Here is a 26,171-nt window from a genome sequence, read left to right on the forward strand (position 1 = left end):
CGCGGAAAGCGAGCGAGGGAACCCAGATGGCGCACGCGAAAAACCACGACTACCACATCCTGAACCCCTCGATCTGGCCCTTCCTGGGCGCGGTCGCGGGGTTCGTCATGCTGTTCGGGGCGGTGCTCTGGATGAAGGACAGCGGGCCCTGGATGTTCCTCATCGGCCTTGTCGGCGTGCTCTACGTGATGTTCGCCTGGTGGTCCGATGTGGTCAGCGAAAGCCAGGTCGGCGATCACACCCCGGTGGTGCAGATCGGCCTGCGCTACGGCTTCATCCTGTTCATCATGTCCGAGGTGATGTTCTTCTTCGCCTGGTTCTGGTCGTTCTTCAAACACGCCATGTACCCGATGGGCCCGAACTCCCCGGCCGAGGACGGCGTCTGGCCGCCCGCGGGCATCGAGACCTTCGACCCCTGGCACCTGCCGCTGATCAACACGCTGATCCTGCTGTGCTCGGGTGCGGCGGCGACCTGGGCACACCACGCGCTGGTGCACGAGGACAACCGCGAGGACATGAAGTGGGGCCTGATCATCGCCATCGTGCTGGGCCTGATCTTCTCGGTCTTCCAGGCCTATGAGTACAGCCACGCGGCCTTCGGCTTCTCGGGCAACATCTATGGTGCCAACTTCTTCATGGCGACCGGCTTCCACGGCGCGCATGTGATCATCGGAACGGTGTTCCTCTTCGTCTGCCTGATGCGGCTGATGCGGGGGCATTTCACGCCCAACAAGCACGTCGGCTTCGAGGCCGCCGCCTGGTACTGGCACTTCGTCGACGTGGTCTGGCTGTTCCTCTTCGCCGCCGTCTACGTCTGGGGCGGCTGACCCGGCCGGACCTTCTTAGGACGCTGATTGCCACGCGCCCGCCCTCAACGGCGGGCGCGTTTTGGTTTGGGGGTGGGGGGTGGTTGCTGGGCGGTTGGGCGGCCGGGCGGCCGGGCATGACGGTGTTAGGGGATTGCGCGGGTCCGGCTTGGGTCTCTTGAGTCGCACGGGCACCGCTCGGACCAACGCCCCCAACAATGCACCCCAGGACGCACCCACGCCAACCCCACCGCGAAACACGCCCACCGCCCGACACCTGAAACGCCCCCGCCACCACAAGCCCCCTCTCACCCCTCGCACCAGAGGGCGCGCGCCGGACCGGGGGTCGGCGCTACCGACCTCCGAGCGAGGCGCTTTATCCCAACAAGGTCAGGACAAGCGTCGATCTAAGCACGCCATCCCAAGGAGCGCCGGCCCAAGGCGCCGGTCCGGCGCGCGCCCGGCACCTTCGGTGCTATTCGGGCACAGGTGGGCGCCCCGCTCTCCAAGGTCAGGGCAAAGACCAAGCCGGGGCGAAGCAGCGCCTGGAAGACAAGTGCAATCGCTTGGAACCGGGCGGACCACATGCGCAGGCTCCCATCCTCACCCAGCAGCCCCTACCCGCTCTCAACCCGCGCAACGGAGGGCGCGCGCCGGACCGGGGGCCGGCGCTACCAACTTCTGAGCCAAGCGCTTTATCCCAAAAAGGTCAGGACTAGGTCTGATCTATGCGCGCCACTCTCAAGAGCGCCGGCCCATCGGGCCGGTCCGGCGCGCGCCCGGCACCTTCGGTGCTATTCGGGCGCAAGAAAGGGGGCGTGTCCGCCGGTGCCGTGCCGGGGGTCTTGATTGTGAGGGCGGAAAGTCCTGAGCCGTCACCGACAGGGCAGCGGGGCGGCGGTGACGGGTCTGGGGAAGTTACGAAGACAAACAATCAGTGATTGGTCCGAGGCAAAGGTCGGGGGGATCAAGCAGCAGAAAAGCAGGAGCGGGAAGGAGACGGCGGCATAACGCGATCCCAGCGGTGCAGCCCCCCACGCGACCCCGCACCACACCGCCGCCGCGGCAGCTCCGCATTGAACCTGCGCGCGCAACGGGATAGAGCAACGCGAACCTTCAACACGGATGCCCGCGTGCCCTCGTGAAACGCCTCATCGCCCCGCTTCTCTTCGGCCTGATCGGCACCGCGATCCTGATCTCTCTCGGGGTCTGGCAGGTGCAGCGCCTGGCCTGGAAGGAAGGCATCCTGGCCCAGATCGAGGAGCGCATCTCCGGCCCCGCCGAGCCGCTGCCGCGGGTGGTCGACCCCGAGGCCCAGCGCTACCAGCCGGTCGCCCTCGAAGGCGAGATCGAGCCGGGCGAGCTGCACGTCCTCGTCTCGGTCAAGCGCCAGGGCCCGGGCTACCGCATCATCGCCCCCTTCGAGACCGAGAACGGCCGCCGGGTGCTCGTCGACCGCGGCTTCGTGCCCGAGGCGGCCCGCGACGCCACCCGCCGCACCGGCCCGACGGAGGTCAGCGGCAACCTGCACTGGACCGACGACCGCACCTCCTCGACGCCCGAGAACGACGTCGAAGGCAACATCTGGTTCGCCCGCGACATCGCCCCTATGGCCGAGGCGCTCGGCACCGAGCCGCTCCTGGTCATCGCCCGCGCCGAGACGCCGCCCGCCCCGGGCATCGCGCCTCTGCCGGTCTCGACCCAGGGCATCCCGAACGACCACCTGCAATACGCCATCACCTGGTTCTCGCTGGCCGCCATCTGGATCGCGATGACCCTCGCCTACATCCTGCGCGGCAGCTTCGCCCGAAAAGAGGTCCGGCCATGAACTACGTCTCGACCCGCGGCAGCGCGCCCGTCCTCGGCTTCGAGGACACCATGCTTTCCGGGCTGGCCCGCGACGGCGGCCTTTATGTCCCCGAGACCGTGCCGCAGATGAGCGCGGGCGACATCCGCGCCCTGCGCGGCCTCTCCTACGAGGAGCTGGCCTTCCGGGTCATGCGGCCCTTCGTGGCCGATGCCTTCGACGACGCCACCTTCATGCGGCTGATCGAGAACGCCTACCGCGACTTCGGCCATGCCGCCCGCGCGCCGCTGGTGCAGCTCGGCCCCGGGCATTTCCTCTGCGAGCTCTTCCACGGGCCCACCTTGGCCTTCAAGGACTTCGCGATGCAGCTCATCGGACAGATGTTCGAGGAGGCGCTGAAGCGCCGCGGCGACCGGGTGACCATCGTCGGCGCCACCTCGGGCGACACCGGCTCGGCGGCGATCGAGGCCTTCCGCGGGCTCGACGCGGTGGATGTCTTCATCCTCTTCCCGCATGGCCGGGTCTCCGAGGTGCAGCGCCGCCAGATGACCACGCCCAGCGAGGCCAACGTGCATGCCATCGCGCTCGACGGGCATTTCGACGACTGCCAGGCGCGGCTCAAGGACATGTTCAACCACTTCGAGTTCCGTGACGAGGTGCGGCTCGCCGGGGTGAACTCGATCAACTGGGGCCGGGTGCTGGCGCAGATCGTCTATTACTTCTCCTCGGCCGTGGCGCTCGGCGCGCCCGACCGCAAGGTCAGCTTCACCGTGCCCACGGGCAATTTCGGCGACATCTTCGCGGGCTATATCGCCAAGCGCATGGGGCTGCCGATCGACAAGCTGGTGGTCGCGACCAACCAGAACGACATCCTGCACCGCTGCCTGACCAGCGGCGCCTATACGACCGATACCGTAGCGCCCTCGATCTCGCCCTCGATGGACATCCAGGTCAGCTCGAACTTCGAACGGGCGCTCTTCGACGTCTACGGCCGCGACGGCCGGGCGGTGAGCCAGCTCATGGAGGAGCTGAAGGCCGGCGGCTTCCACGTCAGCCAGGGCGCGCTCGAGGGGCTGCGCGCGCATTTCGCCTCGGGCCGCGCCTCCGAGGAGGACACCAGCGCCACGATCGCCCGCGCCCGCGCCACGATGGGCGAGCTTCTCTGCCCGCATAGCGCCGTCGGCGTGAAGGTGGCCGAGGAACACCTCGACCCCGCCGTGCCCATGGTCACGCTCGCCACCGCGCATCCCGCGAAATTCCCCGACGCGGTCGAGGCCGCCACGGGCCTCCGCCCGCCCCTGCCCGACCGCATGGCCGATCTATTCGACCGGCCCGAACGTGTCACGCGCGCCGAGAACGACCTCGCCGCGCTCGAAACCCTGGTAAAGGACCGCATCGCCCATTGACCTACCGGATCACCACGCTCCCCAACGGCTTCCGCATCGTCACCGAGAACATGCCGCACCTGAAATCCGCGGCGCTTGGCATCTGGGTCGGCGCGGGCGGACGGCATGAGCGCGCGGCCGAGAACGGCGTCGCGCATTTCCTCGAGCACATGGCCTTCAAGGGCACCGCCTCGCGCAGCGCGCTGAAGATCGCCGAGGAGATCGAGGACGTGGGCGGCTACATCAACGCCTATACCTCGCGCGAGACCACGGCCTATTTCGCCGGCGTGCTCGAGCCCGACGTGCCGCTGGCGCTGGACCTGATCGCCGACATCCTGCGCAATCCCGCCTTCGAGGACCGCGAGATCGAGACCGAGCGCGGCGTCATCCTGCAGGAGATCGGCCAGGTCCGCGACACGCCGGACGACATCATCTTCGACTGGCTGCAGGAGACCTCCTATCCCGACCAGGCCATCGGCCGTTCGATCCTCGGGCCGGTCGCCAATGTCTCGCGCTTCGGGCGCGACGACCTGGCGCGCTTCGTAGATGAACACTACGGGCCCGACCGGCTGATCCTCTCGGCGGCGGGCGCGGTCGACCATGACGCGCTGGTGGCCCAGGCCGAGGCGCTTTTCGGCGACCTTGCCCCGCGCCCGGCGCGCGACGCCGATGCCGCGCGCTTCCGGGGCGGCGAGATCCGCGAGGCCCGGGCGCTGGAACAGGCGCATTTCGCGCTGGCCTTCGAGGCCCCGGGCTACCGCGCGCCGGATTTCTTCGCGGCGCAGATCTACGCCACGCTCCTGGGCGGCGGCATGTCCTCGCGGCTCTTCCAGGAGATCCGCGAGCGCCGCGGCCTCTGCTACACGATCTTCGCCAATTCCGGCGCCTATGCGGACACCGGCACCACGACGATCTACGCCGGCACCTCGGCGGCGGAACTGCCGGGCCTCGCGCGGCTGACCATCGACGAGATGAAGCGCGCCGCCGAGGACATCGGCACCGCCGAGATCGACCGCGCCCGCGCCCAGCTCAAGGCGGGCCTGCTGATGGGGCTCGAAAGCGCCTCGGCGCGCGCCGAGCGGCAGGCGCGCATGGTGCAGATCTGGGGCCATGTCCCCGAGATCGAGGACACCATCGCCCGCATCGACGCGGTGAGCCTCGCCGATGTGCGCGCCCATGCCGAGGAGATCGCCGCGCGCGCCCCGGCGGCGCTGGCGCTTTACGGTCCGGTCGAGGAAGCCCCCTCGCTCGAGACCCTGAACGCGGCCCGCGCCGCCTGATGCTGTCGCGCCGCCGGAAACTGCGCCTCGAGACCGAGCGGCTGACCCTGCGGCCGCCGGTCCATGCGGATTTCACCGGCTGGGCGGCGCTGCGCCAGGACAGCCGCGCCTTCCTGGTCCCCTGGGAGCCGACCTGGGCCTCGGACCATCTGACCCGGCGGGCCTTCACCAACCGGGTCTACTGGGCCAACCGCTCGATCGCCGGCGGCACCGCCGTGCCGGTCTTCCTGGTGCGCCGCGAGGACCAGATGCTGCTCGGCGCGCTGACGCTCGACAACATCCGCCGGGGGCCCGCGCAATCGGGCACGCTGGGTTACTGGATCGGCCAGCCCTTCGCCCGGCAGGGCTACATGCAGGAGGCGATCGAGGCCATGGCGCATTACGCCTTCGGCAAGCTCGACCTGTCGCGGCTCGAGGCCGCCTGCCTGCCCGAGAACGTCGCCTCGCGCGGGCTGCTCGAACGGTCGGGCTTCAAATACGAGGGCGTCGCGCAGAGCTACCTGCAGATCAACGGGCGCTGGCGGACGCATGTTCTTTACGCAAGTCTGCGCAGCGACCGGCGCGGACGGACCCAGGTGGGCTGACCTCGCGCTGACGTGACCCCGGGACGGCAGGGCTGTGCTAGCCTCGCGCCCAGGAGGTCCCGCCCATGTTCCGCATCATCGCCGCGCTTGTCCTGAGCGCCCTGCCCGCCCTCGCCACCGCCCAGGACGCCGACCGCCGGCCCTCGCATTGCATCGCGCTGGCCGAGGCCGCGCCGGGGGTGTCGTATCTGCAGCAGGCGGGGGTTTCTGCGCCAGAACGGCTTGGGGGCGTGGGGGCGTCCGGGGGGCTTTGGTCGGGCGGCTCTGGGGCGGCGGGGTTTGGCGGTTCGGCTCCGGGGCATGGGGCGGGCAGTTCTCTAGTGCCTGCTGGTTTTGCGGGTCCGGCTGTCGCGTTGGGTTCGGTTGGCTCTCAGGCCGTGATCGCCCGCGCTGACCCCGCCGAGAGTCGTTTCGCTTCTGCGCGCCTGTCCGCAAATGGCCCCGCCGTCACGCCTCAGCCCGCGCCGCCTCTGGCCCTTGAGGCCGCCGCATACGCTTCCCCCATTGCAACCCGCGCGCCCCGCAGTGCCGCCGCCGCGCAAAGCCCTACCAAAGCGAACTGGCAGGCGCCCGTCCCGGAATACTCGGTCCGGCTGCATTACATCAGCCATGCCTCCTTCCTTCTGCAGACCCGCGGCGGGCTCAACGCCGTCACCGATTTCACCGGCTTCATCGGCAACACCACGCTCCTGCCCGACGTGGTCACCATGAACCACGCCCATTCCACCCATTGGACCGCCAATCCCGACCCCGCGATCCCGCATGTCCTGCCGGGCTGGAGCGAGAGCTTCGGCACGCCCGTCCGCCATCACCTCGATCTCGGCGAGATGCTGGTGCGCAACGTCTCGACCGACATCCGCTCGGCCTTCGGCGGACGCGAGGACAACGGCAATTCGATCTTCATCTTCGAGGTCGAGGGCCTCTGCATCGGCCACCTCGGCCATCTGCACCACGAGCCCAGCCCCCAGCAATACGCCACCATCGGCCGGCTCGACGTGGTCATGGTCCCGGTCGACGGCGGCTACACCATGGCGCGCACCAACATGATCAACGTGCTGGAGCGCCTGAAGAGCCGGGTGATCGTGCCGATGCACTGGTTCTCCGGGCTGGCGCTCGAGGCCTTCCTCGAGGAGATCGGCCCCGGTTTCGCGGTGGAGCGCGTCGAGGGCCCGAGCCTGGAGGTCTCGCTCGCCACCCTGCCCGAGCGTCCGACGATCATGGTGCTGCGCCCGGAGTTGTTGAGGGACCCGGGGTGAAGGGAGGTGGCGTGGGCCGTGGGGGGAGGATCGGTGGGTGTTGGGGCCTTGGCATGTGGCCCTCAATTGCAGCGCCTGAGAGCACTGCAATGACCAGCGCCCAGTCTTTCCCGACCGGCACAACGCCGGAAGCGAATACTCCGACTTCGCCGCGACCAAGACCCACTGCCGTGCCTGTAGCTAAACCCAAAGCCCTCGCCGGCGCTCCATCCGACGAACCAACGACGCAGCCCTCATCCTCTCATCCCTCCCCACCAGAGGGCGCGCGCCGAACCGGGGGCCGGCGCCGCTGACCTCTGAGCGGCGCGCTTTATCCCAACAAGGTCAGGGCTAACGACAATCTATGCGCGCCACTAAAAGAGCGCCGGCCCAAGGGGCCGGTCCGGCGCGCGCCCGGCATCTTCGATGCTGTTCGGGCGCAGGAAGGCGTGGGATGTCGACAGCAGGGTCAGAATGCCACCGAGGAAACACGGGGACCCCAAGGTCCGCCTAGATGAGGTCAAAGGACGCGCCAGTCTGTCCGGCAGCGCTGCCTGGCCACAGAGACCAACCCTCCCCCTCTCAACCCTCCCTACCAGAGGGCGCGCGCCGGACCGGGGGCCGGCGCTGCCGCCCTCTGAGCTGCGCGCTTTATCCAGGCAAGGTCAGGACGAGCGGTGATCTTAGCGCCCCGCCCACAAGAGCGCCGGCCCATCGGGCCGGTCCGGCGCGCGCCCGGCACCTTCGGTGCTGTTCGGGCGCAAGAGGGGCTCGGCCTCGATATGAGCCCTCCAGAGGCGACCATCAGGGCCCAGCGGCCCCGCCTGCACCCTCACCCCCCACTGGCCCCCGGCCCGCCGCCGCGCTATCCCGAGGGGGCACGCAAGCCAGGAGACCTCCCGCCCGTGACCCTGAACGCCGCCGACGACGCCTTCCTCGCCCGCCTGACCGAGGCCCTGCCCGCCGACACCCTGCGCCCCGCCGAGCCGCGCTACACCGAGGAGCCGCGCGGGCGTTGGCGCGGCACCGCGCGGCATGTCGCCCTGCCCCGCACCACCGAGGAGGTCGCCACCATCGTCCGGCAGGCCAACGCGGCCCAAGTCCCGCTCGTGCCCTACGGCGGCGGCACCGGGCTCGTCGGCGGCCAGGTCAGCCAGGAGGGCGCCGAGCCCCTGATCCTCAGCCTCGAGCGCATGACCCGGATCCGCGCCAGCTACCCCGAGGAAAACGTGCTGGTGGCCGAGGCCGGCGCCATCCTCGCCGATGTTCAGGCCGCCGCGCGGGCCGAGGACCGGCTCTTCCCGCTGTCGCTGGCCTCCGAGGGTTCGGCACGGATCGGCGGGCTCCTCGGCACCAACGCGGGCGGCGTGAACGTGCTGCGCTACGGCAATGCCCGCGACCTCTGCCTGGGGCTCGAGGCGGTGCTGCCCTCGGGCGAGGTCTGGCACGGGCTGCGGCGGCTCAGGAAGGACAACACCGGCTACGACCTGAAGAACCTCCTGATCGGGGCCGAGGGCACGCTGGGGGTGATCACCGCCGCGGCGCTGAAGCTTTCGCCGCTGCCCGCGGCGACCGGCACAGCCCTTCTGACCGTGCGCGACCCCAAGGCGGCGCTGGCGCTCCTCTCGCGGGCCCGGGCGCGGCTCGGCGAGGGGATCTCGGCCTTCGAGCTGATGAGCGGCATGGGCTATGCCTTCCTCGCCGAGGCCATCCCCGAGCTGCGCCAGCCCTTCGACAGCGCCCCCGGCTGGTCGGTGCTGATCGAGATCGGTCTGCCCGAGGGGCTCGACCCCGCCGAGGCGCTGGAGGCGCTCTTCGCCGAGGCACTGGAGGCCGGCCTGGTCCAGGACGGGCTCATCGCCCAGTCCGAGGCCCAGGCGCGCGACTTCTGGCAGATCCGCGAGCGCATCCCCGAGGCCAACCGCGCCATCGGGGCGATCTCCTCGCATGACATCTCGCTGCCGCTCTCGGCGATCCCGTCCTTCATCCCCGAAGGGATCGCCCGGCTGAAGGCCCTGGGCGACTTCCGGGTCAACTGCTTCGGCCATGTCGGCGACGGCAACCTGCATTACAACGTCTTCCCGGTGCCCGGCCAAAGCCGCGCCGACCACGAGGACAAGCGCGACGCGATCAAGCGTTGCGTGCATGACCTGGTGCACGAGATGGACGGATCGGTCAGCGCCGAACACGGGATCGGCCGGCTGAAGGTCGGCGACCTCGAACGCTACCAGGACCCAGCCAAGCTGGGCGCCATGCGGGCGATCAAGGCCGCGCTCGACCCCAACGGCATCATGAACCCCGGCGCGGTGCTGCGCGCCTCAGGGTGAGACGTTGAAGACGCAGCCGTCCGACAAGAGCATCGGCGGCGTCTTACAGAGCCCGCGGGCCACCTCGAAGGCGGCCAGCACCTTGGGCACGTAGTCGCGCGTCTCGGCGAAGGGCGGCACGCCGCCGGCCTCGGCCAGGGCCGTCTCGCCGGCGTTGTAGCCCGCCAGCACCAGGACCGGGTCGCCGCCATAGGCGCGCATCAGGCGGTCGAGAAAGGCGATCCCGCCGCGGATGTTCTGGGCCGGGTCGAAGGCGTCGCTGACCCCGAAGCTCGCCGCGGTCTCGGGCATGAGCTGCATCAGCCCCTGGGCGCCGGCGCGGCTGACCGCCTCGGGCCGGCCGCCGGATTCCACCGCCATGACCGCGAGCGCCAGCGCCGGAGAGACCTGGGTGTCGACGCTGTGCAGCAGGAGGTCGCGACCGTAGCGCGCCGCAAGATCCTGCACCGCCTGCATCCGGGGGGCCGCGACCGGCGCGCCGCCCGGCCCGGATTTCAGCGCCGCCAGCGCCGGCTCGAGCCGCCCCGGCCCCGCCGCCGCCGCGCGCTCGGGCGCCACCTGGTCCCAGAACCAGCCGTAGCGCGCCTCGGGCCCGGGCGCGCGCGGGGAGGCCGCCTCGGCACCGGGCGCGGCCCCGGGCTCCGGCGGCGCCTTGGCCTCGGGGGCGGCATAGACGGCGGGGTTGGCGCGCGGGGCGATCTGCACCGTCACGCGCTTCTGGCTGCCGGGGGCCGGCGGCTTGACGAAGCGCGCCGAGAAATCCCCGCCCGGGGTCTCGGCCCCCGCCGGCGCCGCCGCCAGGAGGGCGGCCAGAAGCCAGGACCTTGTGATATGGGGCATCTGCTCATTGCCTCTGTCTGTTGCGACAAGTGTCGCACATCCGCGCTTTGCGCCCAATGGCGCGCGGCAAACCGGGCGGAATCGCCAGATTATCGTGTTCCCGCCCCCTCACCCGGCGGCAAGAAGCGGGTATTTCCCAGCGATTCCAGGCGTTAACCCAAACATCGCAAAAATAGCATCAATTACGGAAAAGGATCCATTGCGGTCAAAATCGTGCCCCAATCCGACGGCTATATGAAGCCATACCGACAAGGGCGCGGGGAGGATGAGAGACCCCCGAAAACGTCCGACCCGGTGTGGTAACGAGAGCAAACTGAACCCTACGGAGACGACCATGTTCAAATTCCTCAACACCTTCCGCAAGGACGAAGACGGCGCAGTCACGGTTGACTGGGTCGTGCTGACCGCAGCCGTTGTCGGCCTTGCCGTGGCCGCTTACTCGGGCCTGTCCGGCCAGGCACTCGACCTGATCGGCGATGCCGCTGCAGACGTCGACGCCGAGCAGGACGTCGTTCTGGCACCGGCCGGCGACTGACCCCGCCGCGTGACCGCGTAAGACTGAGAGGGCCCCTGCGGGCCTTCTCGAAACCCCGGGCCCGGGGCACGGGCCGAGCGGATGGGGCAGGTTCAAGCGGGCTCCGACCGACCCGGACAGGCCCGCGCCAAGGCGCCGGCCTCGGACAAAGCGAGCAGCCAGCATGTTTTCCCATCTCAAGACCTTTTCCCGCAGCGAATGCGGTGCGATCACTGTTGACTGGGTGGTCCTGACCGCCGGCACCATCGCACTGGCCATCGCCGCCTACACGCTCATGGGCGGGCAGACGCTCGACCTCGTGAACGACACATCGAACACCATCGACGCCGAAGAGGACGTGGTCCTGACCGGCGCCGGAGACTGACGCCGCCGCCCGCCTGCGAGACGAAAGGAAGGCATCATGCGACTGATTTTTGGACTTGTCCTGATCGCGGGCATCGGCCTGGCGGGCTTCGCCGTCTACATGGCGCAGACCTATATCGGCGCCTATGAGACCGCCCTGAAGGAAGAGCGCGCCAAGCAGAAAGAGGCGGTCGACACCCAGACCATCTATGTCGCCGCCAAGCCGCTCGCCTACGGGCAGACCATCACCCCCAAGGACGTGAAGCTCGTGCAATGGCCGACCGAGGCCCTGCCCGAGGGCTTCTTCGACGAAGAAAACCCGCTGCTGGCCGAGGGCATGGACCCCCGCGTGGTGCTGCGCCAGATCGAGACCAACGAAGCGGTCATGGCCATCAAGGTCTCTGAGCCCGGCGGCGACGCGGGCATCACCTCGCGGCTCGAGAAGGGCATGCGCGCCTTCGCCATCAAGGTCGACGTGGCCTCGGGCGTCTCGGGCTTCCTGCGTCCCGGCGACCGCGTGGACATTTACTGGACCGGCCGCATCAACAACGACGACGTGACCAAGCTGATCCAGACCGGGATCGAGCTGATCGCCATCGACCAGAGCGCCAATGCCGACAACGCCAACGGCGCGACCATCGCCCGCACGGTGACCGTCGCCGCCCGCCCCCAGCAGGTCGCGGCGCTGGCCCAGGCGCAGTCGACGGGTGATCTGTCGCTCTCGCTCATGGCCTCGGACGACACCACCATCGCCGAGGCGATCGAGGTCGACCAGCGGTCGCTCCTCGGCCTGGAGAAGCGCGAGCCCAAGGCCGCCGCCGCCACGCCCGAGGTCTGCACCATCCGCACCCGCAAGGGCTCCGAGGTCGTGCAGATCCCGATCCCCTGCACAAACTGACCTGATATCAACACCTTGGAAGCGGCGCCCCGGCGGGGCGCCGTTTCTCTGTGCGGGCCCGGGCCAGGTGCATGTTGCCGGCGTCCCACATGAAAAGCGCCGCGAAAGTGGTTGATTCTTGCAAAAAATCGATTTCTCGCACAGGGTTTTGCCGAAGGCGGGCGCAAGACCTGCGGCATGAGGCGTGATCGGAAAGGCAGGTCACATGAACATCGACGGAATTCTGCGGGCGGTCCTCCTGGGGGTCGTCCTTGGCGGCGCACCGGCATTGGCGCCCCAGGCCGAGGCCGAGTCCCTGCGCGTGGTGCGCGGCGGCGTCGGCTCGATTCTTCCCGTTGCGATGAACCGCGCGGTTGTTGTCGAAAGCGGCACACCCTTTGCCGAGCTTTCGATCGCGAACCCGGGCATCGCCGACATCTCTTCGCTCTCGGACCGCACGATCTACGTGCTGGGCAAGGCACCCGGCACCACGACGCTGTCGATGTTCGACGCCGAGGGCCAGCTCATCGCCAATGTCGACGTGCGGGTCTCGGCCGATATCTCCGAATTCAAGGAACGGCTGAAGCAGATCCTCCCCGACGAGCCCATCGAGGTGCGCACGGCCAATGACGGCATCGTCATGTCGGGCACCGTCAGCTCGGTACAATCGCTCGACCGGGCACTGAGCCTCGCCGAACGCTATGCGCCCGAGCGCGTGTCGAACCTCATGCAGGTCGGCGGCGTCCAGCAGGTCATGCTGAAGGTCCGTTTCGCCGAGATGCAGCGCTCGGTCTCCAAGGCCCTGCGCTCTTCGGTGAACATCGCCGGCGATCTTCTCGGCGGCGAGGCCGGACAGGTCACCACCGGCAGCTATCTCAGCACCAATCCGTCGACCGGGGCCGTGCCGCTCGATGCCTCGACCGCAGGGGCTTCGATTCTGAACTTCGACGTCGGCGGGCTGGAGATCGGCATCCTGCTCGAGGCGCTCGAGACCAAGGGCATGGTGCGGATGCTGGCCGAGCCGAACCTGACCGCGCTTTCGGGGCAGGAAGCCTCCTTCCTCGCAGGCGGGGAATACCCGGTGCCGGTCAACAGCGGCGACGAGCAGGTGACGGTCGAGTTCAAGCCCTTCGGCATCCAGCTCGATTTCGTGCCCCGCGTCGTCGACGGCAAGATCATCAACCTCGAGCTGTCGACCACGGTCTCGGCCATCGACAGCTCCTCGGGCATCGAGCTGAACAACATCTCGATCGACGGTTTCTCCACCCGCAGCGCCGCGACCACGGTCGAGCTGGCCGACGGCGAGAGCTTCGCCATCGCGGGCCTCCTGCAGGACGACTTCCGCGACAACAGCTCGCAGCTGCCCTGGATCGGAGATGTACCCGTCCTTGGCGCGCTTTTCCGCAGCGCCGAATACACCCGCGAGCAGTCGGAGCTGGTGATCATCGTCACCCCGCATCTCGTCACGCCCACGCGCGGCGAGGCGCTGGCCCTGCCCACCGACCGGGTGCGGCCGCCGACCGAGCGCGACCTCTTCCTCTTCGGCAACACCCAGGCGCCCGGCCCCCGGGCCCAACGCGGCGCCGCGGGCGAGGTCGCCACGCAGGATTTCAACGGCTCCTACGGCTACGTGATGGACTGAGGCGATGACCAAGCGACACTCCCCGACCCGCCGCCCCGCCACCCTGGCGCTTTGCCTCGGCGCCGCCGCCATCCTGGCGGGCTGCGCCAACGAGGCGGGCCTCTCGGTCACCGGCGGCTTCAACCGCGAGGCCGGATCGGTCATCGACCGGGGCGACTTCGGGGCCGCGACCAAGAACAACATCGCGGTGCTCTCGGGCGAGAAGAGCTACACCATCAGCCTGGCCCGGCGCTTCGACGCCGAGGTGCCCTCGACCGTCAACTTCGCCTTCAACTCCGCGCGCCTGGAACCCGGCGCGCGCGAGATCCTGCGTCGCCAGGCGGCCTGGATCCGGCAGTTCCCCGAAGTCCGCTTCCGGGTCTTCGGCCATACCGACCTCGTGGGCTCGGACGCCTACAACAAGCGGCTGGGCCTCGCCCGGGCGCAGGCGGTGGTGCAATACCTCGGCAGCCAGGGCATCTCGCTCGACCGGCTCGAGGCGGTGGTCTCCTTCGGCGAGACCCAGCCGCTGATCGCCACCCAGAACCGCGAGCGGCGCAACCGCCGCACGGTGACCGAGGTCTCGGGCTTCGTGCAGGGCCACCAGAACGTGCTCGACGGCAAATACGCCCAGATTATCTACCGCGAATACGTCAACTCCGCGGAGCCGACCTCGACGCTGAACGCCAGCAGCTCGCTGGGCGAAGCCTCCGGCGAGTGAGCTGACCGTCAGCGGAAACCGTACAATTACGGTTTTTTCGTCCAAATGTTGCCGCCTTTGAATGTGACTTTCGCTGGATACCGACAGGTGTCCGCGGGCGTGAGCGCCGGTGCGGCACCGGCGCCGGAGGGACGCGGCGGGCCAGGGCCCGCGCTCACCCGCCGCCGCCCGACAGGCAAAGGATGCGAGGCAGATGAGCACCGTGACCGACGAAAGCGCAGAGGGCGCGCCGATTCGCGCCTGCACGATCAGCCGCGACGTGCAGTTGTTCGATCTGCTGATCGAGGACATGGAATCGCTCCTGGGCGAGGCCTGGGGGGATCTGAGCTTCGACGAGGCGCTGACCTTCCTGGGCCAGCCCGACGCCGAGGGCCTGGAGTTCGTCGCCATCGCGCTCGACCAGAGCGACGAGGACCAGATCGACCGGATCGTCTCGATCATCACCACCGCCAAGGCGCGCCGCATCAAGGTCGTGCTGATCGCCGAGGACGTCTCGCCGGCGGTGCTGCACCGGATGCTGAAGAACGGCGGGGACGAGTTCGTCCCCTACCCGCTCCCCGAGGGCGAGCTGGCCGCCGCCGTGGAGCGGATGCGCCGCCCCGCGCCCGCGCCCGCCAGCGCCGCGCAGCCTGACGCCGAGGGCGTGAAGCTCGCCTCGGAAGGCGACGGCGTGCTGATCGCGGTGCAGGGCATGGCCGGCGGCGTCGGCGCCACCACCTTCGCTGTCAACCTCGCCTGGGAACTGGCCACGGTCGAGAAGGACAAGACCAAGTCGCCGCGCGTCTGCCTGATCGACCTCGGCCTGCAGTTCGGCTCGGTCGCCACCTATCTCGACCTGCCCCGCAAGGAGACCGTGGTCGAGCTTCTGGCCGACATGAGCTCCTTCGACGAGGAGACCTTCGCCCAGGCGCTGCAAAGCTACGAGGACCGGCTCGACGTCTTCACCGCGCCCTCGGACCTGCTGCCGCTCGACATGATCGGGCCGGACGACGTGACGCTGCTGCTCGACGTGGCGCGCAATCACTACGACTACGTGATCGTCGACATGCCCTCGCCGGTGCTGGTCTGGTCGGAAACCGTGCTGCAGGCCGCCCAGGTCTATTTCGCGCTGACCGAGCTCGACATGCGCTCGGCGCAGAACACGCTCCGGCTGAAGCGCGCGCTGCAATCCGAGGACCTGCCCTTCGAGAAACTGCGCTTCGTGCTGAACCACGCGCCGAAGTTCACCGACCTGCAGGGCAAGAGCCGCGCGCGGCGCATGGCCGAGAGCCTGGAGATCGCGCTCGACCTGCAGCTGCCCGACGGCGGCAAGCAGGTCAGCCAGTGTTGCGATCATGGCATCCCCATGGGTCTTCAGGCCGCGAAGAACCCGCTTCGCCGCGAAATCGCCAAGGTTGCCCAGTCTCTTCACCAGATCGGCCAGAGCGCGGCAGAAGCCGCCTGAGTGTGAGAAAAGCACATGTTTTCGAGATACAAGAAACCCACGCCCCAGCCCGCAGGCGCCCCGCCCGCCGCGCCCGAGCCCACGGCCGAACTGGCCCGCCAGCCCACGGCGATGCGCAAGCCGATGAAGGCGCGCCCGGCCGAGGCGGCCCCGGCCGACAAGGAGAAGAAGCGCAAGGAGCGGCTGGCCGAGATCAAGCTGGAACTGCACCGGGCGCTGCTCGAGAACCTCAACCTCGCCGCGCTCGACCAGGCCACCGAGGCCGACCTGCGCGCCGAGATCCAGGCGATCACCACCGAGAACCTGCAGGAACGCGCCATCGTGCTGACCCGCGACGAGCGGCTGCAGCTCAACCAGGAGCTCTACGACGAGGTGAAGGGCCTGGGCCCGCTCGAGGCGCTCCTGAAGGACGATTCCGTCTCGGACATCCTGGTCAACGGCCCGCACCAGATCTTCATCGAGCGCAACGGCAAGCTCACGCTCTCGGACATCGCCTTCAAGGACGAGCGTCACCTGATGCGGATCATCGACAAGATCGTCTCGGCGGTGGGCCGGCGCGTCGATGAATCGAACCCCTACGTCGACGCGCGCCTCTCGGACGGCTCGCGCTTCAACGCCATGGTGCCGCCCATCGCCATCGACGGCAGCCTGGTCTCGATCCGTAAGTTCAAGAAGGACAAGCTCGGGATCGACGACCTGGTGGGCTACGGCGCCTTCTCCGAGGAGATGGCCGTCTACCTGCAGGCCGCCGTGGCGACCCGGCTGAACGTGATCGTCTCGGGCGGCACCGGCTCGGGCAAGACCACCACGCTCAACGCGCTCTCGTCCTTCATCGACGACAGCGAGCGCATCCTGACCATCGAGGACACCGCGGAACTGCAGCTTCAGCAGACCCATGTCGGCCGGATGGAAAGCCGCCCCGCCAACGTCGAGGGCAAGGGCGCCGTCACCCCGCGCGACTGCCTGAAGAACGCGCTCCGGATGCGCCCGGACCGGATCATCGTCGGCGAGACCCGCGGCGAGGAAGTGATCGACATGCTGCAGGCCATGAACACCGGCCACGACGGCTCGATGACCACGATCCACGCCAACTCCGCCCGCGACGGCATCGCCCGCCTCGAGAACATGATCGCCATGGCCGGCATCGAGATGCCGCTGAAGGCCATGCGCAGCCAGATCTCCTCGGCGGTCAACCTCCTGGTGCAGGTCTCGCGCCTGCAGGACGGCTCGCGGCGCATGGTCTCGGTGACCGAGATCACCGGCATGGAGGGCGAGGTCATCTCCATGCAGGAGATCTTCCGCTTCCAGCGCGTCGGGCTGACCCCGGACAACAAGATCCTCGGCCATTTCACCGCCACCGGCGTCCGCAGCCACTATTCGGAACGCTTTAAGATGTGGGGCTATGACCTGCCGCCCTCGATCTACGAGCCGTTCAGACCGGAGTGAGTGCCATGTTGAGTGCCGAGTACATCATTTACGGAGCGATTTTCCTGGGCGTGATCGTGCTGGTCGAGGGCATCTACCTGGTGGCCTTCGGCAAGTCGATCAGCCTCAACAACCGGGTCAACCGCCGTCTGCAGATGCTCGACAAGGGCGAACGCCGCGAAGAGGTGCTCGCCAAGCTCCGCAAGGAGATGGACCAGCACCTCGAGGGCGCGGGCATCCCGCTCTATTCCCTGCTCGCCGACCGGGCGCAGAAGGCCGCCATCGCCTTCACTCCGAACCAGCTGCTGGGGATCATGGCGCTGGTCTGCGCGGCGGCCTTCCTGGGCCTGACCATGATGACCGAGACCGGCATGGCGGTGCGGGTGGTGCTGGCCCTGGGCTTCGGCATCGGCGGCGTGTTCTTCTGGGTCAACTCCAAGGCCAAGAAGCGCCTCGACATGATCGAGGAACAGCTGCCCGACGCCATCGAGCTCATGGTGCGCTCCCTGCGCGTGGGCCATCCCTTCTCCTCGGCGATCTCCATCGTCTCGAAGGAAATCCAGGACCCGCTGGCGACCGAGTTCGGCGTCATCGCCGACGAAAGCACCTATGGCCGCGACATCGGCGAGGCGCTGAAGCACATGGCCGAACGGCTCGACATGCAGGACCTTCGGTTCCTCGCCGTGGCGGTGACCATCCAGCAGCAATCGGGCGGCAACCTGGCCGAGATCCTCGAGGGGCTCTCCAAGGTGATCCGCGCCCGCTTCCGGCTGTTCCGCCGGGTCAAGGCGATCACCGCCGAGGCGCAGTGGTCGGGCAAGTTCCTCTCGGGCTTCCCGGTGGCGGCGCTGATCTTCATCCAGGTCTCCAAGCCCGACTACTACGACGGGGTGATCGACCACCCGCTGTTCATCCCCGCCTGCTTCGCGGTGGCGATCTTCCTCATCGCCAACCTGCTGGTCATGCGGATGCTCGTGAACATCAAGGTCTGAGGGGGGCGGCATGCAGATCATCGACAGCCTCAACGCCTATCTGACCGAGCTTCTCGGGCCGGCCGGACCGCTCTTCGCGGTGGCGGGGCTGGGCCTTCTGCTGCTGCTCATCGCGATCCCGCTGATGCTCTCGCAGAAGCCCGACCCGATGGACAAGCTGCGCCAGCCCGAGCGCAACAAGCGCGCCGAGACCGGCGCCAAGGCGGTGCTGCGCGAGAAGGCCAAGAACGACAAGCTGAACCGCTACGCGCAGTTCCTCGAGCCCAAGAACGAGCAGGAGTTCAGCTCGGTCCGGCTGAAGCTGATGCAGGCAGGCTACGGCTCCAAGGAGGCGGTGCGCTACTACTACTTCCTGCAGGCCGCGCTGGGCATCATCGGGCTGGGCCTCGGCACGCTTTACTACCTCTTCGCGCTCGGCGATGCGGCCACCACGCAGGACATGATGCTCTATGTCCTGGGCCCCGGCGCGGCAGGCTACTACTTCCCGAAATACTGGGTCACGCGCCGCGCCGCCGAGCGCAAGGAGCAGATCCAGGACGGCTTCCCCGACGCGCTCGACATGATGCTGGTCTGCGTCGAGGCCGGCCAGTCGATGGACCAGTCGATCGTGCGGATCTCCAAGGAGCTTCGGGCCTCCTACCCCTTCCTTGCCGACGAGTTCCAGCTCGTGAGCTACGAGATGAAGGCCGGCAAGGACAAGACCGCGGTCCTCAACGACATGTCCGAGCGCTGCGGCGTGCAGGACGTCTCCTCCTTCGTGACCGTGCTGAACCAGAGCCAGACCTTCGGCACCTCGATCGCCGATGCGCTCCGGGTCTATGCCTCGGAGATGCGGGACAAGCGGGTGATGCGCGCCGAGGAGAAGGCAAACAAGTTGCCGACCAAGATGACATTGACCACAATGATGCTGACCGTGCCGCCGCTGCTCATCATCCTTGTCGGGCCCTCGGCGGTGAACATCATGAACATGTCGGGGAACTGACCCATGTCCCTTCCCCTCGCGGGGACGCTGACAGCACTGAGCCTGGGCCTGGCGCTCGCGGGCTGTTCCGGGGACACCGGGATGCCGCCCGAGGGGCAGCTTTTCGCGCCCGAGATCGACCCCGAGGGCACCTCGGTCGACGGGCTGATCGTCGGCCACCGCCTGATGGACAACGACGAGCCCGAGCTGGCGCTCGAGGCCTATACCCGCGCCGCGGCGACCCGCGGCCTCACCCTCGAGGTGCTGACCGCGCTTGGCTCGGCCAACCTGGCGCTGGGGCGGCTGAACCAGGCCGAGGCGCTCCTGCGCGAGGCGGTGGACCGCGACGGCGCGGCGCCCGAGGCCTGGAACAACCTTGGCGTGGTGCTGATGGAATTGGGCAAGACCGCCGAGGCCTCCGAGGTCTTCCGCCGGGCCTTCGCGCTCGACGATGGCCGGAATGACTCAATCCGCGACAATCTCCGCTTGGCGCTCGCAAAAATGAGCGATCCGGTCTATGCTGAGGCCAATGAAGAAGAATTCAAGCTCGTGCGGAGGGGCCAGGGCGACTTCCTGATCACCGAAGGCGGGCCGTGAGGCAGAAGCAGGACAAGGACGCAGCAAATGCGCCACTCCCCCCTTATCGCCCTCTGCACCGCAGGGGCCTTCGTGCTGTCCGCATGTGACAAGAACGAAGCGCAGACCGTCGACCGCAACTTCCAGGGCGTGAACGCCATCGACGGCACCGGGCTCAACGACGTCATGCTGACGGTGGCCGACCCCAACGAGTCCGTGAACTACTTCCGCCGCGCCACCTCGGAGGCGCCCGAGAAGATCGAGCACCGCCGCGGCCTCGCGAAATCGCTGATCCGCGCCAAGCGCGTGCCCGAGGGCGTCGCCGCCTGGAAGCGCGTGGTCGACCACGAGGAGGCCACCAACGAGGACGCCGTGGGTTTCGCCGACGCGCTGATCCGCTCGGGCGACTGGGAACGCGCCGAGGCCACGCTGAACGCCATCCCCCCGACCCATGAGACCTTCGAGCGCTACAAGCTCGAAGCCATGGTCGCCGATGTGAACGAGGACTGGGACAAGGCCGACAGCTTCTACGAGATCGCCCTGGGGCTGACCACCAAGCCCGCCGGGGTGATGAACAACTGGGGCTATTCCAAGCTCACCCGCGGCGAATACGCCGAGGCCGAACGGCTCTTCGCCGACGCCATCCGGCAGGACCAGTCGCTCTTCACCGCGAAGAACAACCTGATGCTGGCCCGGGCCGCGCGCGGCGACTACACGCTGCCGGTGATCCCGATGAGCCAGATCGAACGCGCCGAACTCTTGCACACCATGGCGCTGGCGGCGGTGAAGAAAGGCGATGTGGAGACCGGCAAGGCGCTTCTGCGCAGCGCCATCGAGACCCATCCGCAGCACTTCGAGGCCGCGGCTGTCAGCCTCGAAGCGCTCGAGACCTCCTGAGCGGGGGCGGCGGGTGAACCTCTCGGCCTGGGCGGCGCTCTGGTTCCTGCCCTTCGTGCTGCCGATCTGCGCTTACGTGGTCTTCACCGACCTGTCGCGGATGAAGATCACCAACCGCGCGGTTCTGGCGCTGGTCCTGGTCTATGCGCTTGTCGGCGCGCTGGTCCTGCCCTTCGAGACCTACCTCTGGCGCTACCTGCACCTGGGCCTGGCCCTGGCGGCGGGCATCGCGCTCAATGCCGCGGGCGTGCTGGGCGCGGGCGACGCGAAGTTCGCCGCCGCCGCAGCACCCTTCCTGCATCCCGGCGACCTGGTGCTGGTCTTCGCGCTTCTCACCGGGCTCATGCTGGCCGCCTTGGCCGCCCATCGCATCGCCCGGGCAAGCCCCCTGCGCCGCCTCGCCCCGGACTGGGAGAGCTGGACCGCCAAGGGGCGCTTCCCCATGGGCCTCGCGCTCGGCCCGGCGCTCGCGACCTACCTGGCGCTCGGCGCGCTCTACGGCGCCTGAGGCGCCTTCGCGCAAATTCCAAAGCCCGGCCCAACACTCGCCACAAAGCTCTGGTGTCTTGAGCGCAAAGAAACGACCGGGCGAAAGGGACCGCCGCGATGAACATGCAGGCCACCAACGTGATGGCGCCGCCGCCGCCGAAACGCTTGCAGGACATGCAATTGCCCCTGGTGATGATGCGCGACATCGTCATCAAGACGATCTTCCGCAAGAACGTGGGCACGGTCAGCGACCTGGCGCGCGCCATGTGTCTGCCGGTGCCGATCACCCAGGAGCTGGTGGACCACGCCCGCGGCCAGAACCTGCTCGAGGCCATGGGCACCATGTCCGCCACCCGCGGCGGCGAGATGGGCTACCAGCTCACCGACAGCGGCAAGGCGCGCGCGCTCGATGCGCTGACCCAGTCGGAATATTACGGCCCGATGCCCGTCCCGCTCGAGGTCTACCGTGAACAGGTGGAACGCCAGTCGATCCGCAACATCCAGATGACCCGCGAGCAGCTCACCAATGCCATGGGCCACCTGGTGCTGCCGGACGCGCTGCTGGACAACCTCGGCCCCGCGGTGACCTCCGGGCGGTCGATCCTGATGTATGGCCCGCCGGGCAACGGCAAATCCTCGATCTCGAACGGCATCCGCGACGCCATGGGCGACAAGATCTACGTGCCCCGCGCGATCGAATATTCGGGCTCGGTGATCACCGTCTATGACCCGATCGTGCATTCCAAGGCCGAGCAGCTCGAGGACGACCCGACGCAGCTCCGCCGCCGGGTGCTTTACGACACCCGCTACGTGCTCTGCGAGCGGCCCACGGTGATCACCGGGGGCGAGCTGTCGCTGAACATGCTGGACCTGGTCTACAACCCCACCGCGCGGACCTACCAGGCGCCCTTGCAGCTGAAGTCCACCGGCGGGATCTTCATCGTCGACGACCTCGGCCGCCAGGCCGAGCCGCCGCAGAAGCTGGTGAACCGCTGGATCGTGCCGCTGGAGGAATCCAAGGACATCCTCGCCCTGCAGTCGGGCGAGAAGTTCGAGGTGCCCTTCGACACGCTGGTGATCTTCTCGACGAACTTCCACCCCAATGAGATCTTCGACCAGGCGGCGCTCAGGCGGATCTTCTTCAAGATCAAGATCGACGGCCCGAACCAGGAGGACTTCCTGAAGATCTTCGCGCTGGTGGCCCGGAAGAAGCGCATGCAGCTTTGCGAGAAGAGCCTCGTGCACCTCCTGAAGACCAAGTATCCGACGATCAACAACGTCTATGCGAACTACCAGCCGATCTTCCTGATCGAGCAGATGATCTCGGTCTGCGATTTCGAGGGGCTGCCCTACAAGATGACCCCTGAGCTGGTGGACCGCGCCTGGGCGAACATGTTCGTGAAGGACGAGAAGATCGCCAAGTGAGGCTTGGTGTCGGAGGGGGTCGCGGGGCCGGCTCCGGGGGCGGAATTTTCCCGCAAAACCCGCTTGACCCTCCCCCGAGCCTCCCTTAATCAGCCCGCACTCCGGCGGAGTAGCTCAGTTGGTTAGAGCAGAGGAATCATAATCCTTGTGTCGGGGGTTCAAGTCCCTCCTCCGCTACCATTCCCCTTCAGATGATCGGTGAATGACGCCCGGGTCTTCGGGTGAGGCGCCTTGTGCGTGAGTGCGCCGGGTGGCGCGGGTCTCCGGGTGATGCGCCTTGGGCGTTGGTGCGCCGGGAGGCGCGGTTTTCCTTTAAATTGCAGATGATTACTGTCGCGCGCTGCGCGAGCCCGCGGGGCGTTCGGCGCCTCGCGGCGTGATCTGTCATGCCGTCGTCTCGCCACATGCCGAGCCCTCGGCCAAAGTCTGTAGCGCCCCTGCGCGACCCGTCGGTTCCCTCCACTACCCCGCAACGGCGTCGCTATCTTCACCGTCTGACACCTGCGCAGGACCTCGGACACCCACCCCCTCTCACCCCGCACACCAGAGGGCGCGCGCCGGACCGGGGGCCGGCGCTGCCGACCTCTGAGCAAGGCGCTTTATCCCGGCAAGGTCAGGACTAGAGAATAGCTATGCGCGCCACCCCAAGGAGCGCCGGCCCAAGGGGCCGGTCCGGCGCGCGCCCGGCACCTTCGGTGCTGTTCGGGCGCAGGTTGGGCTGCGGGTGGGTGATGTTGCGCGACAGGTGCGTCGGGGCGTGACGGTGGCGTCGGGGATGCCTGTGCAAGGGCGTCTGCCCTTCCGACGCAGCAATGGCCGCTGTCTTTCGACCGGGAAAGGGCAGCGCGAACGACGCTCGACGGGAACGACGCTCGATGGGGACAAGCCGCGCGACCGAACAGGCGGCCAGGCGGCCTGCCTCACCACCATAACCTCACCCCAAGCCTTCGCCCGCCATCCCTCCGCGCACCTCACCCGCCCCCCTTCTCGGCAATCCCCCGCTGACCCCGCGGCAGCGCATTGGAACTCACCCCCGGGGGGTCGCCCTTTCCCGGGCAGATGCCCCGACGGGCATAGGCAATGACGATCCGAAAGGAGCCAACATGACCTATCGCATGCTCACCGCCTCCACCGCCGCAGCCGCGATGCTTCTCGCCGGTGCCGCAACCGCGCAGGACGAGGACAAGGACAACGTGGCCGCCCAGGCCGGCGACGTGGCACAGGAAATCGGCGAGACCTTCTATGCGATCGGCGAAACCGCGACCGACACCGCGCAGGCGGGCGTCGGAGCCGTGGGTGAGCTGGCCGAAGAGCCCTATGGCGCCGCCGCCAACATCTCCGCGCAGCTCGACGCCGCGCTGACCGCCGATGCGGTGGTGCGCTCGAGCGACGGCGAGATCCTCGGCACCGTCACCCGCACCGACCTCGATGGCGATCGCGTGATGATCGACCTCGACGGCGAGATGGAAGGCGCGGACGAGCGCGCGCTCGAGAACGCCGCGGTGCAGGTCAGCTCGCTCTCCGCCGCGGAAGGCGAAGGCGACCTGACGCTCGACATGACCCGCGCCGAGTTCGAGACCGCGCTGCGCGCCGCGCCGCAGGCCAGCCTCGACGCGCAGATGTAAGCGGGGCTCCGCCACCCGGATCCGGAGGCGCGGCGGAGGGGCCGGTCCCCAAGCAAAGCCCTGACGCCGACCTCTGGCAGAGACCTGTCGCCTGACACCGGGCGGCAGGTCTTTTTTCTGGGGGCGCCATCGCGCCGGCCATCACGGAATGCCGACCCAGCCGGCCAACACGCGCGCCCCACGGTTTCCAACCATCGGCGCCCAGCCCCTCCGGCCATGCCCCGCGCCCGCTTCGCACCACACCGCGCCATGCCAAAGGTCATGACGCACGCGGGCTTTCCCTTCCCAAGCAGCCCCGCCCCCTCGCCCATCCCTCGACCCGCCTTCCGCCACGGCGGGCCCGCGCCGCGCCCCTTCCCGCAGGCAAGGCGATGGTCTAGACCGAGCTACACGCCAAAGCGTGCAACGAGGCCGAGCCAGTCAATGAAACCGATCCGCCTTCTGTCCGGCATGATGACCGTCGGCTTCTGGACGCTGGCCTCCCGCGTGCTGGGGGTCATCCGCGAGGTGGTGATCCTGGCGCTGATCGGCCCGGGCCCGGTGCTCGACGCCTTCGTCGCGGCCTTCCGCCTGCCCAACATGTTCCGCCGCTTCTTCGCCGAGGGCGCCTTCAACGCGGCCTTCGTGCCGATGTTCTCGAAGCGCCTCGAGGCGGGCGAAGACCCGCTCGCCTTCGCGCGGGACGCGCTTTCGGGGCTGGCGACGGTGCTCCTGATCCTCAGCGCGCTGGCCATGGTCTTCATGCCGGCGCTGGTGGTGGCCACGGCGGGCGGCTTCATCGGCGACGAACGCTTCGACCTGACCGTCGCCTACGGGCGCATCTGCTTTCCCTATATCTTCCTGATCTCGCTGGCGGCGCTCTTCTCGGGCGCGCTGAACGCGGGCGGGCATTTCGCCGCCGCCGCCGCCGCGCCGGTCTTTCTCAACATCACCGTGGTCCTCGCGATGCTCGCCGGCCACCTGATGGGCGGCGAAGTGGTGCTCTGGCTGGTCTGGGCGGTGCCGGTGGCGGGCATCATCCAGCTCGCGCTGGTCTGGATCGCGGCGGAACGCGCGGGGCTGAAGGTGCGCCCCGGGCGGCCGGTCTGGAACGACGAGATGAAGACCCTCGTGCGGGTCGCGGTGCCGGCCGCGCTCGCGGGCGGGGTCATGCAGATCAACCTCCTGGTCGGCCAGCAGGTGGCCTCGCAGTTCGACAAGGCGGTGGGCTGGCTCTACGCCGCCGACCGCCTGTATCAACTGCCGCTGGGCGTCGTCGGCATCGCGGTGGGCATCGTGCTGCTGCCCGATCTCTCGCGCCGCCTGAAGGCGGGCGACGACGCGGGCGGGCGCGACGCCTTCAGTCGCGCGGGCGAATACGCGCTGGCGCTGACGGTGCCCGCCTCGGTGGCGCTGGTGGTGATCCCGCTGCCCCTGGTCTCGGTCCTTTTCGAGCGCGGCGCGACCGGCGCCGACGACAGCGCGGCCATCGCGGTGGCGGTGGCGATCTACGGGCTGGGCCTGCCCGCCTTCGTGCTGCAGAAGGTGCTGCAACCGCTGTTCTTCGCGCGCGAGAACACCAAGGCGCCCTTCCGCTACGCGGTGGTCTCCATGGTGGTCAACGCCGCAGCGGCCATCGGGCTCGCCCCGGTCCTGGGCTGGATCGCCCCGGCCATCGCCACCTCGGCGGCGGCCTGGTCGATGGTCTGGCTCCTGGCCCGCGGCAGCCGCGACATGGGCGAGGTCGCCCGTTTCGACAGCCGCTTCCGCGCCCGGATCTGGCGCATCGTCCTGGCCTCGGTGCTGATGGGCGGGGTGCTTTGGGGAACCCAGTTGCTGGTCGGGCCGTTTCTGGCGCGTGAGGGCTGGCGGTACCTGGCGCTGCTGGTCCTGATCCTGGTGGGAATGGCGGCCTATGGGGCCCTCGGGCAGATGCTCGGCGCCTTCCGCCTGCGGGACTTCGCCAATGCCTTTCGCCGCAAGAGGGCCAGCTAAGAG

23 protein-coding genes and 1 tRNA gene are annotated in these 26,171 nt (G+C 68.5%); 23 read left to right on the forward strand and 1 reads right to left on the reverse strand.

From position 1 onward, the window contains the following. Window positions 1-26: 26 nt before the first annotated feature. The 7 genes from LR948_RS03510 to LR948_RS03540 all read left to right on the forward strand — a co-directional run bounded on the left by LR948_RS03510 (window position 27) and on the right by LR948_RS03540 (window position 9,424). A complete protein-coding gene (locus LR948_RS03510; protein ID WP_232752531.1) occupies window positions 27-827 on the forward strand; it encodes a cytochrome c oxidase subunit 3 in 801 nt (266 codons plus the stop codon). A gap of 1,120 nt (window positions 828-1,947) precedes the next feature. Next, window positions 1,948-2,634 carry an SURF1 family protein gene (locus LR948_RS03515; protein WP_232752532.1) on the forward strand — a complete coding sequence of 229 codons (687 nt, stop codon included), beginning with the start codon at window positions 1,948-1,950 and terminating at the stop codon, window positions 2,632-2,634. Continuing rightward, the gene (gene thrC, locus LR948_RS03520; RefSeq protein WP_232752533.1) at window positions 2,631-4,019 is read left to right on the forward strand and encodes a threonine synthase; all 1,389 of its coding nucleotides are present in this window, start codon (window positions 2,631-2,633) and stop codon (window positions 4,017-4,019) included. The genes LR948_RS03515 and thrC overlap by 4 nt, the downstream gene beginning before the upstream one ends. Beyond that, complete coding sequence (locus LR948_RS03525; protein ID WP_232752534.1) at window positions 4,016-5,278, forward strand: pitrilysin family protein; 1,263 nt, start codon at window positions 4,016-4,018, stop codon at window positions 5,276-5,278. The genes thrC and LR948_RS03525 overlap by 4 nt, the downstream gene beginning before the upstream one ends. After that, window positions 5,278-5,862, forward strand: coding sequence for a GNAT family N-acetyltransferase (locus LR948_RS03530; RefSeq protein WP_232752535.1), 585 nt, complete (start codon window positions 5,278-5,280; stop codon window positions 5,860-5,862). The genes LR948_RS03525 and LR948_RS03530 overlap by 1 nt, the downstream gene beginning before the upstream one ends. Window positions 5,863-6,365: 503 nt before the next feature. Continuing rightward, entirely contained in the window at window positions 6,366-7,118 is a 753-nt protein-coding gene (locus LR948_RS03535) for an MBL fold metallo-hydrolase (protein ID WP_232752636.1), read from the forward strand. An 884-nt stretch (window positions 7,119-8,002) separates the two neighbouring features. Then, entirely contained in the window at window positions 8,003-9,424 is a 1,422-nt protein-coding gene (locus LR948_RS03540; RefSeq protein ID WP_232752536.1) for an FAD-binding oxidoreductase, read from the forward strand. On the opposite strand, the gene LR948_RS03545 is transcribed toward LR948_RS03540, so the two are convergent. Next, complete coding sequence (locus tag LR948_RS03545) at window positions 9,416-10,264, reverse strand: lytic transglycosylase domain-containing protein (RefSeq protein WP_232752537.1); 849 nt, start codon at window positions 10,262-10,264, stop codon at window positions 9,416-9,418. The two genes, LR948_RS03540 and LR948_RS03545, sit on opposite strands and share 9 nt — an antisense overlap. Before the next feature lie 334 nt (window positions 10,265-10,598). On the opposite strand from LR948_RS03545, the gene LR948_RS03550 reads away from it, so the two are divergent. From LR948_RS03550 to murJ, 16 genes are all read left to right on the forward strand, one after another. Then, window positions 10,599-10,799: a hypothetical protein gene (locus LR948_RS03550; RefSeq protein WP_232752538.1), complete on the forward strand. Its 201-nt coding sequence runs from the start codon at window positions 10,599-10,601 to the stop codon at window positions 10,797-10,799. Between the two features lie 163 nt (window positions 10,800-10,962). Next, window positions 10,963-11,163 (forward strand): hypothetical protein, encoded by a 201-nt coding sequence (locus LR948_RS03555; RefSeq protein WP_232752539.1) that lies wholly within the window; start codon window positions 10,963-10,965, stop codon window positions 11,161-11,163. Window positions 11,164-11,199: 36 nt separating this feature from the next. After that, a complete protein-coding gene (gene cpaB / locus LR948_RS03560) occupies window positions 11,200-12,039 on the forward strand; it encodes a Flp pilus assembly protein CpaB (RefSeq protein WP_232752540.1) in 840 nt (279 codons plus the stop codon). A 205-nt stretch (window positions 12,040-12,244) separates the two neighbouring features. Further along, window positions 12,245-13,660 (forward strand): type II and III secretion system protein family protein, encoded by a 1,416-nt coding sequence (locus LR948_RS03565; protein ID WP_232752541.1) that lies wholly within the window; start codon window positions 12,245-12,247, stop codon window positions 13,658-13,660. A 4-nt stretch (window positions 13,661-13,664) separates the two neighbouring features. Further along, on the forward strand, window positions 13,665-14,360 hold the full coding sequence (locus tag LR948_RS03570) for an OmpA family protein (protein ID WP_232752542.1): 696 nt from the start codon (window positions 13,665-13,667) through the stop codon (window positions 14,358-14,360). Between the two features lie 193 nt (window positions 14,361-14,553). Next, window positions 14,554-15,804, forward strand: a complete 1,251-nt coding sequence (locus tag LR948_RS03575) for an AAA family ATPase (protein WP_232752543.1) — start codon at window positions 14,554-14,556, stop codon at window positions 15,802-15,804. A 15-nt stretch (window positions 15,805-15,819) separates the two neighbouring features. Continuing rightward, a complete protein-coding gene (locus LR948_RS03580; protein ID WP_232752544.1) occupies window positions 15,820-17,250 on the forward strand; it encodes a CpaF family protein in 1,431 nt (476 codons plus the stop codon). 5 nt (window positions 17,251-17,255) lie between these two features. Then, window positions 17,256-18,221 (forward strand): type II secretion system F family protein, encoded by a 966-nt coding sequence (locus LR948_RS03585; RefSeq protein WP_232752545.1) that lies wholly within the window; start codon window positions 17,256-17,258, stop codon window positions 18,219-18,221. Between the two features lie 10 nt (window positions 18,222-18,231). After that, window positions 18,232-19,203, forward strand: coding sequence for a type II secretion system F family protein (locus LR948_RS03590; protein ID WP_232752546.1), 972 nt, complete (start codon window positions 18,232-18,234; stop codon window positions 19,201-19,203). Window positions 19,204-19,206: 3 nt separating this feature from the next. Next, window positions 19,207-19,779: a tetratricopeptide repeat protein gene (locus tag LR948_RS03595; protein WP_232752547.1), complete on the forward strand. Its 573-nt coding sequence runs from the start codon at window positions 19,207-19,209 to the stop codon at window positions 19,777-19,779. A 27-nt stretch (window positions 19,780-19,806) separates the two neighbouring features. Beyond that, entirely contained in the window at window positions 19,807-20,655 is an 849-nt protein-coding gene (locus tag LR948_RS03600) for a lipopolysaccharide assembly protein LapB (RefSeq protein ID WP_232752548.1), read from the forward strand. 13 nt (window positions 20,656-20,668) lie between these two features. Then, window positions 20,669-21,163, forward strand: a complete 495-nt coding sequence (locus tag LR948_RS03605; RefSeq protein ID WP_232752549.1) for a prepilin peptidase — start codon at window positions 20,669-20,671, stop codon at window positions 21,161-21,163. Window positions 21,164-21,261: 98 nt separating this feature from the next. Beyond that, window positions 21,262-22,569, forward strand: a complete 1,308-nt coding sequence (locus LR948_RS03610; RefSeq protein WP_232752550.1) for an ATPase — start codon at window positions 21,262-21,264, stop codon at window positions 22,567-22,569. Between the two features lie 103 nt (window positions 22,570-22,672). Beyond that, window positions 22,673-22,749: transfer RNA gene (locus tag LR948_RS03615), tRNA-Met, on the forward strand. A 923-nt stretch (window positions 22,750-23,672) separates the two neighbouring features. Then, the gene (locus LR948_RS03620; RefSeq protein WP_232752551.1) at window positions 23,673-24,194 is read left to right on the forward strand and encodes a hypothetical protein; all 522 of its coding nucleotides are present in this window, start codon (window positions 23,673-23,675) and stop codon (window positions 24,192-24,194) included. A gap of 423 nt (window positions 24,195-24,617) precedes the next feature. After that, a complete protein-coding gene (murJ, locus tag LR948_RS03625; protein WP_232752552.1) occupies window positions 24,618-26,168 on the forward strand; it encodes a murein biosynthesis integral membrane protein MurJ in 1,551 nt (516 codons plus the stop codon). The last annotated feature ends 3 nt before the right edge of the window (window positions 26,169-26,171 follow it).

The sequence above is a fragment of the Roseivivax sp. GX 12232 genome (assembly GCF_021272185.1).
In the GTDB taxonomy this organism is placed as follows: domain Bacteria; phylum Pseudomonadota; class Alphaproteobacteria; order Rhodobacterales; family Rhodobacteraceae; genus Roseivivax.

Excerpts from the sequence above, each read along its gene's own strand:
- LR948_RS03585 (WP_232752545.1), top strand. The coding sequence starts at position 17,256 with ATGTTGAGTGCCGAGTACATCATTTACGGAGCGATTTTCCTGGGCGTG.
- LR948_RS03545 (WP_232752537.1), bottom strand. The coding sequence starts at position 10,264 with ATGCCCCATATCACAAGGTCCTGGCTTCTGGCCGCCCTCCTGGCGGCG.
- LR948_RS03555 (WP_232752539.1), top strand. The coding sequence starts at position 10,963 with ATGTTTTCCCATCTCAAGACCTTTTCCCGCAGCGAATGCGGTGCGATC.
- LR948_RS03595 (WP_232752547.1), top strand. The coding sequence starts at position 19,207 with ATGTCCCTTCCCCTCGCGGGGACGCTGACAGCACTGAGCCTGGGCCTG.
- LR948_RS03600 (WP_232752548.1), top strand. The coding sequence starts at position 19,807 with ATGCGCCACTCCCCCCTTATCGCCCTCTGCACCGCAGGGGCCTTCGTG.
- murJ (WP_232752552.1), top strand. The coding sequence starts at position 24,618 with ATGAAACCGATCCGCCTTCTGTCCGGCATGATGACCGTCGGCTTCTGG.
- LR948_RS03580 (WP_232752544.1), top strand. The coding sequence starts at position 15,820 with ATGTTTTCGAGATACAAGAAACCCACGCCCCAGCCCGCAGGCGCCCCG.
- thrC (WP_232752533.1), top strand. The coding sequence starts at position 2,631 with ATGAACTACGTCTCGACCCGCGGCAGCGCGCCCGTCCTCGGCTTCGAG.
- cpaB (WP_232752540.1), top strand. The coding sequence starts at position 11,200 with ATGCGACTGATTTTTGGACTTGTCCTGATCGCGGGCATCGGCCTGGCG.
- LR948_RS03590 (WP_232752546.1), top strand. The coding sequence starts at position 18,232 with ATGCAGATCATCGACAGCCTCAACGCCTATCTGACCGAGCTTCTCGGG.
- LR948_RS03510 (WP_232752531.1), top strand. The coding sequence starts at position 27 with ATGGCGCACGCGAAAAACCACGACTACCACATCCTGAACCCCTCGATC.
- LR948_RS03530 (WP_232752535.1), top strand. The coding sequence starts at position 5,278 with ATGCTGTCGCGCCGCCGGAAACTGCGCCTCGAGACCGAGCGGCTGACC.
- LR948_RS03550 (WP_232752538.1), top strand. The coding sequence starts at position 10,599 with ATGTTCAAATTCCTCAACACCTTCCGCAAGGACGAAGACGGCGCAGTC.
- LR948_RS03565 (WP_232752541.1), top strand. The coding sequence starts at position 12,245 with ATGAACATCGACGGAATTCTGCGGGCGGTCCTCCTGGGGGTCGTCCTT.
- LR948_RS03575 (WP_232752543.1), top strand. The coding sequence starts at position 14,554 with ATGAGCACCGTGACCGACGAAAGCGCAGAGGGCGCGCCGATTCGCGCC.
- LR948_RS03610 (WP_232752550.1), top strand. The coding sequence starts at position 21,262 with ATGAACATGCAGGCCACCAACGTGATGGCGCCGCCGCCGCCGAAACGC.
- LR948_RS03620 (WP_232752551.1), top strand. The coding sequence starts at position 23,673 with ATGACCTATCGCATGCTCACCGCCTCCACCGCCGCAGCCGCGATGCTT.
- LR948_RS03570 (WP_232752542.1), top strand. The coding sequence starts at position 13,665 with ATGACCAAGCGACACTCCCCGACCCGCCGCCCCGCCACCCTGGCGCTT.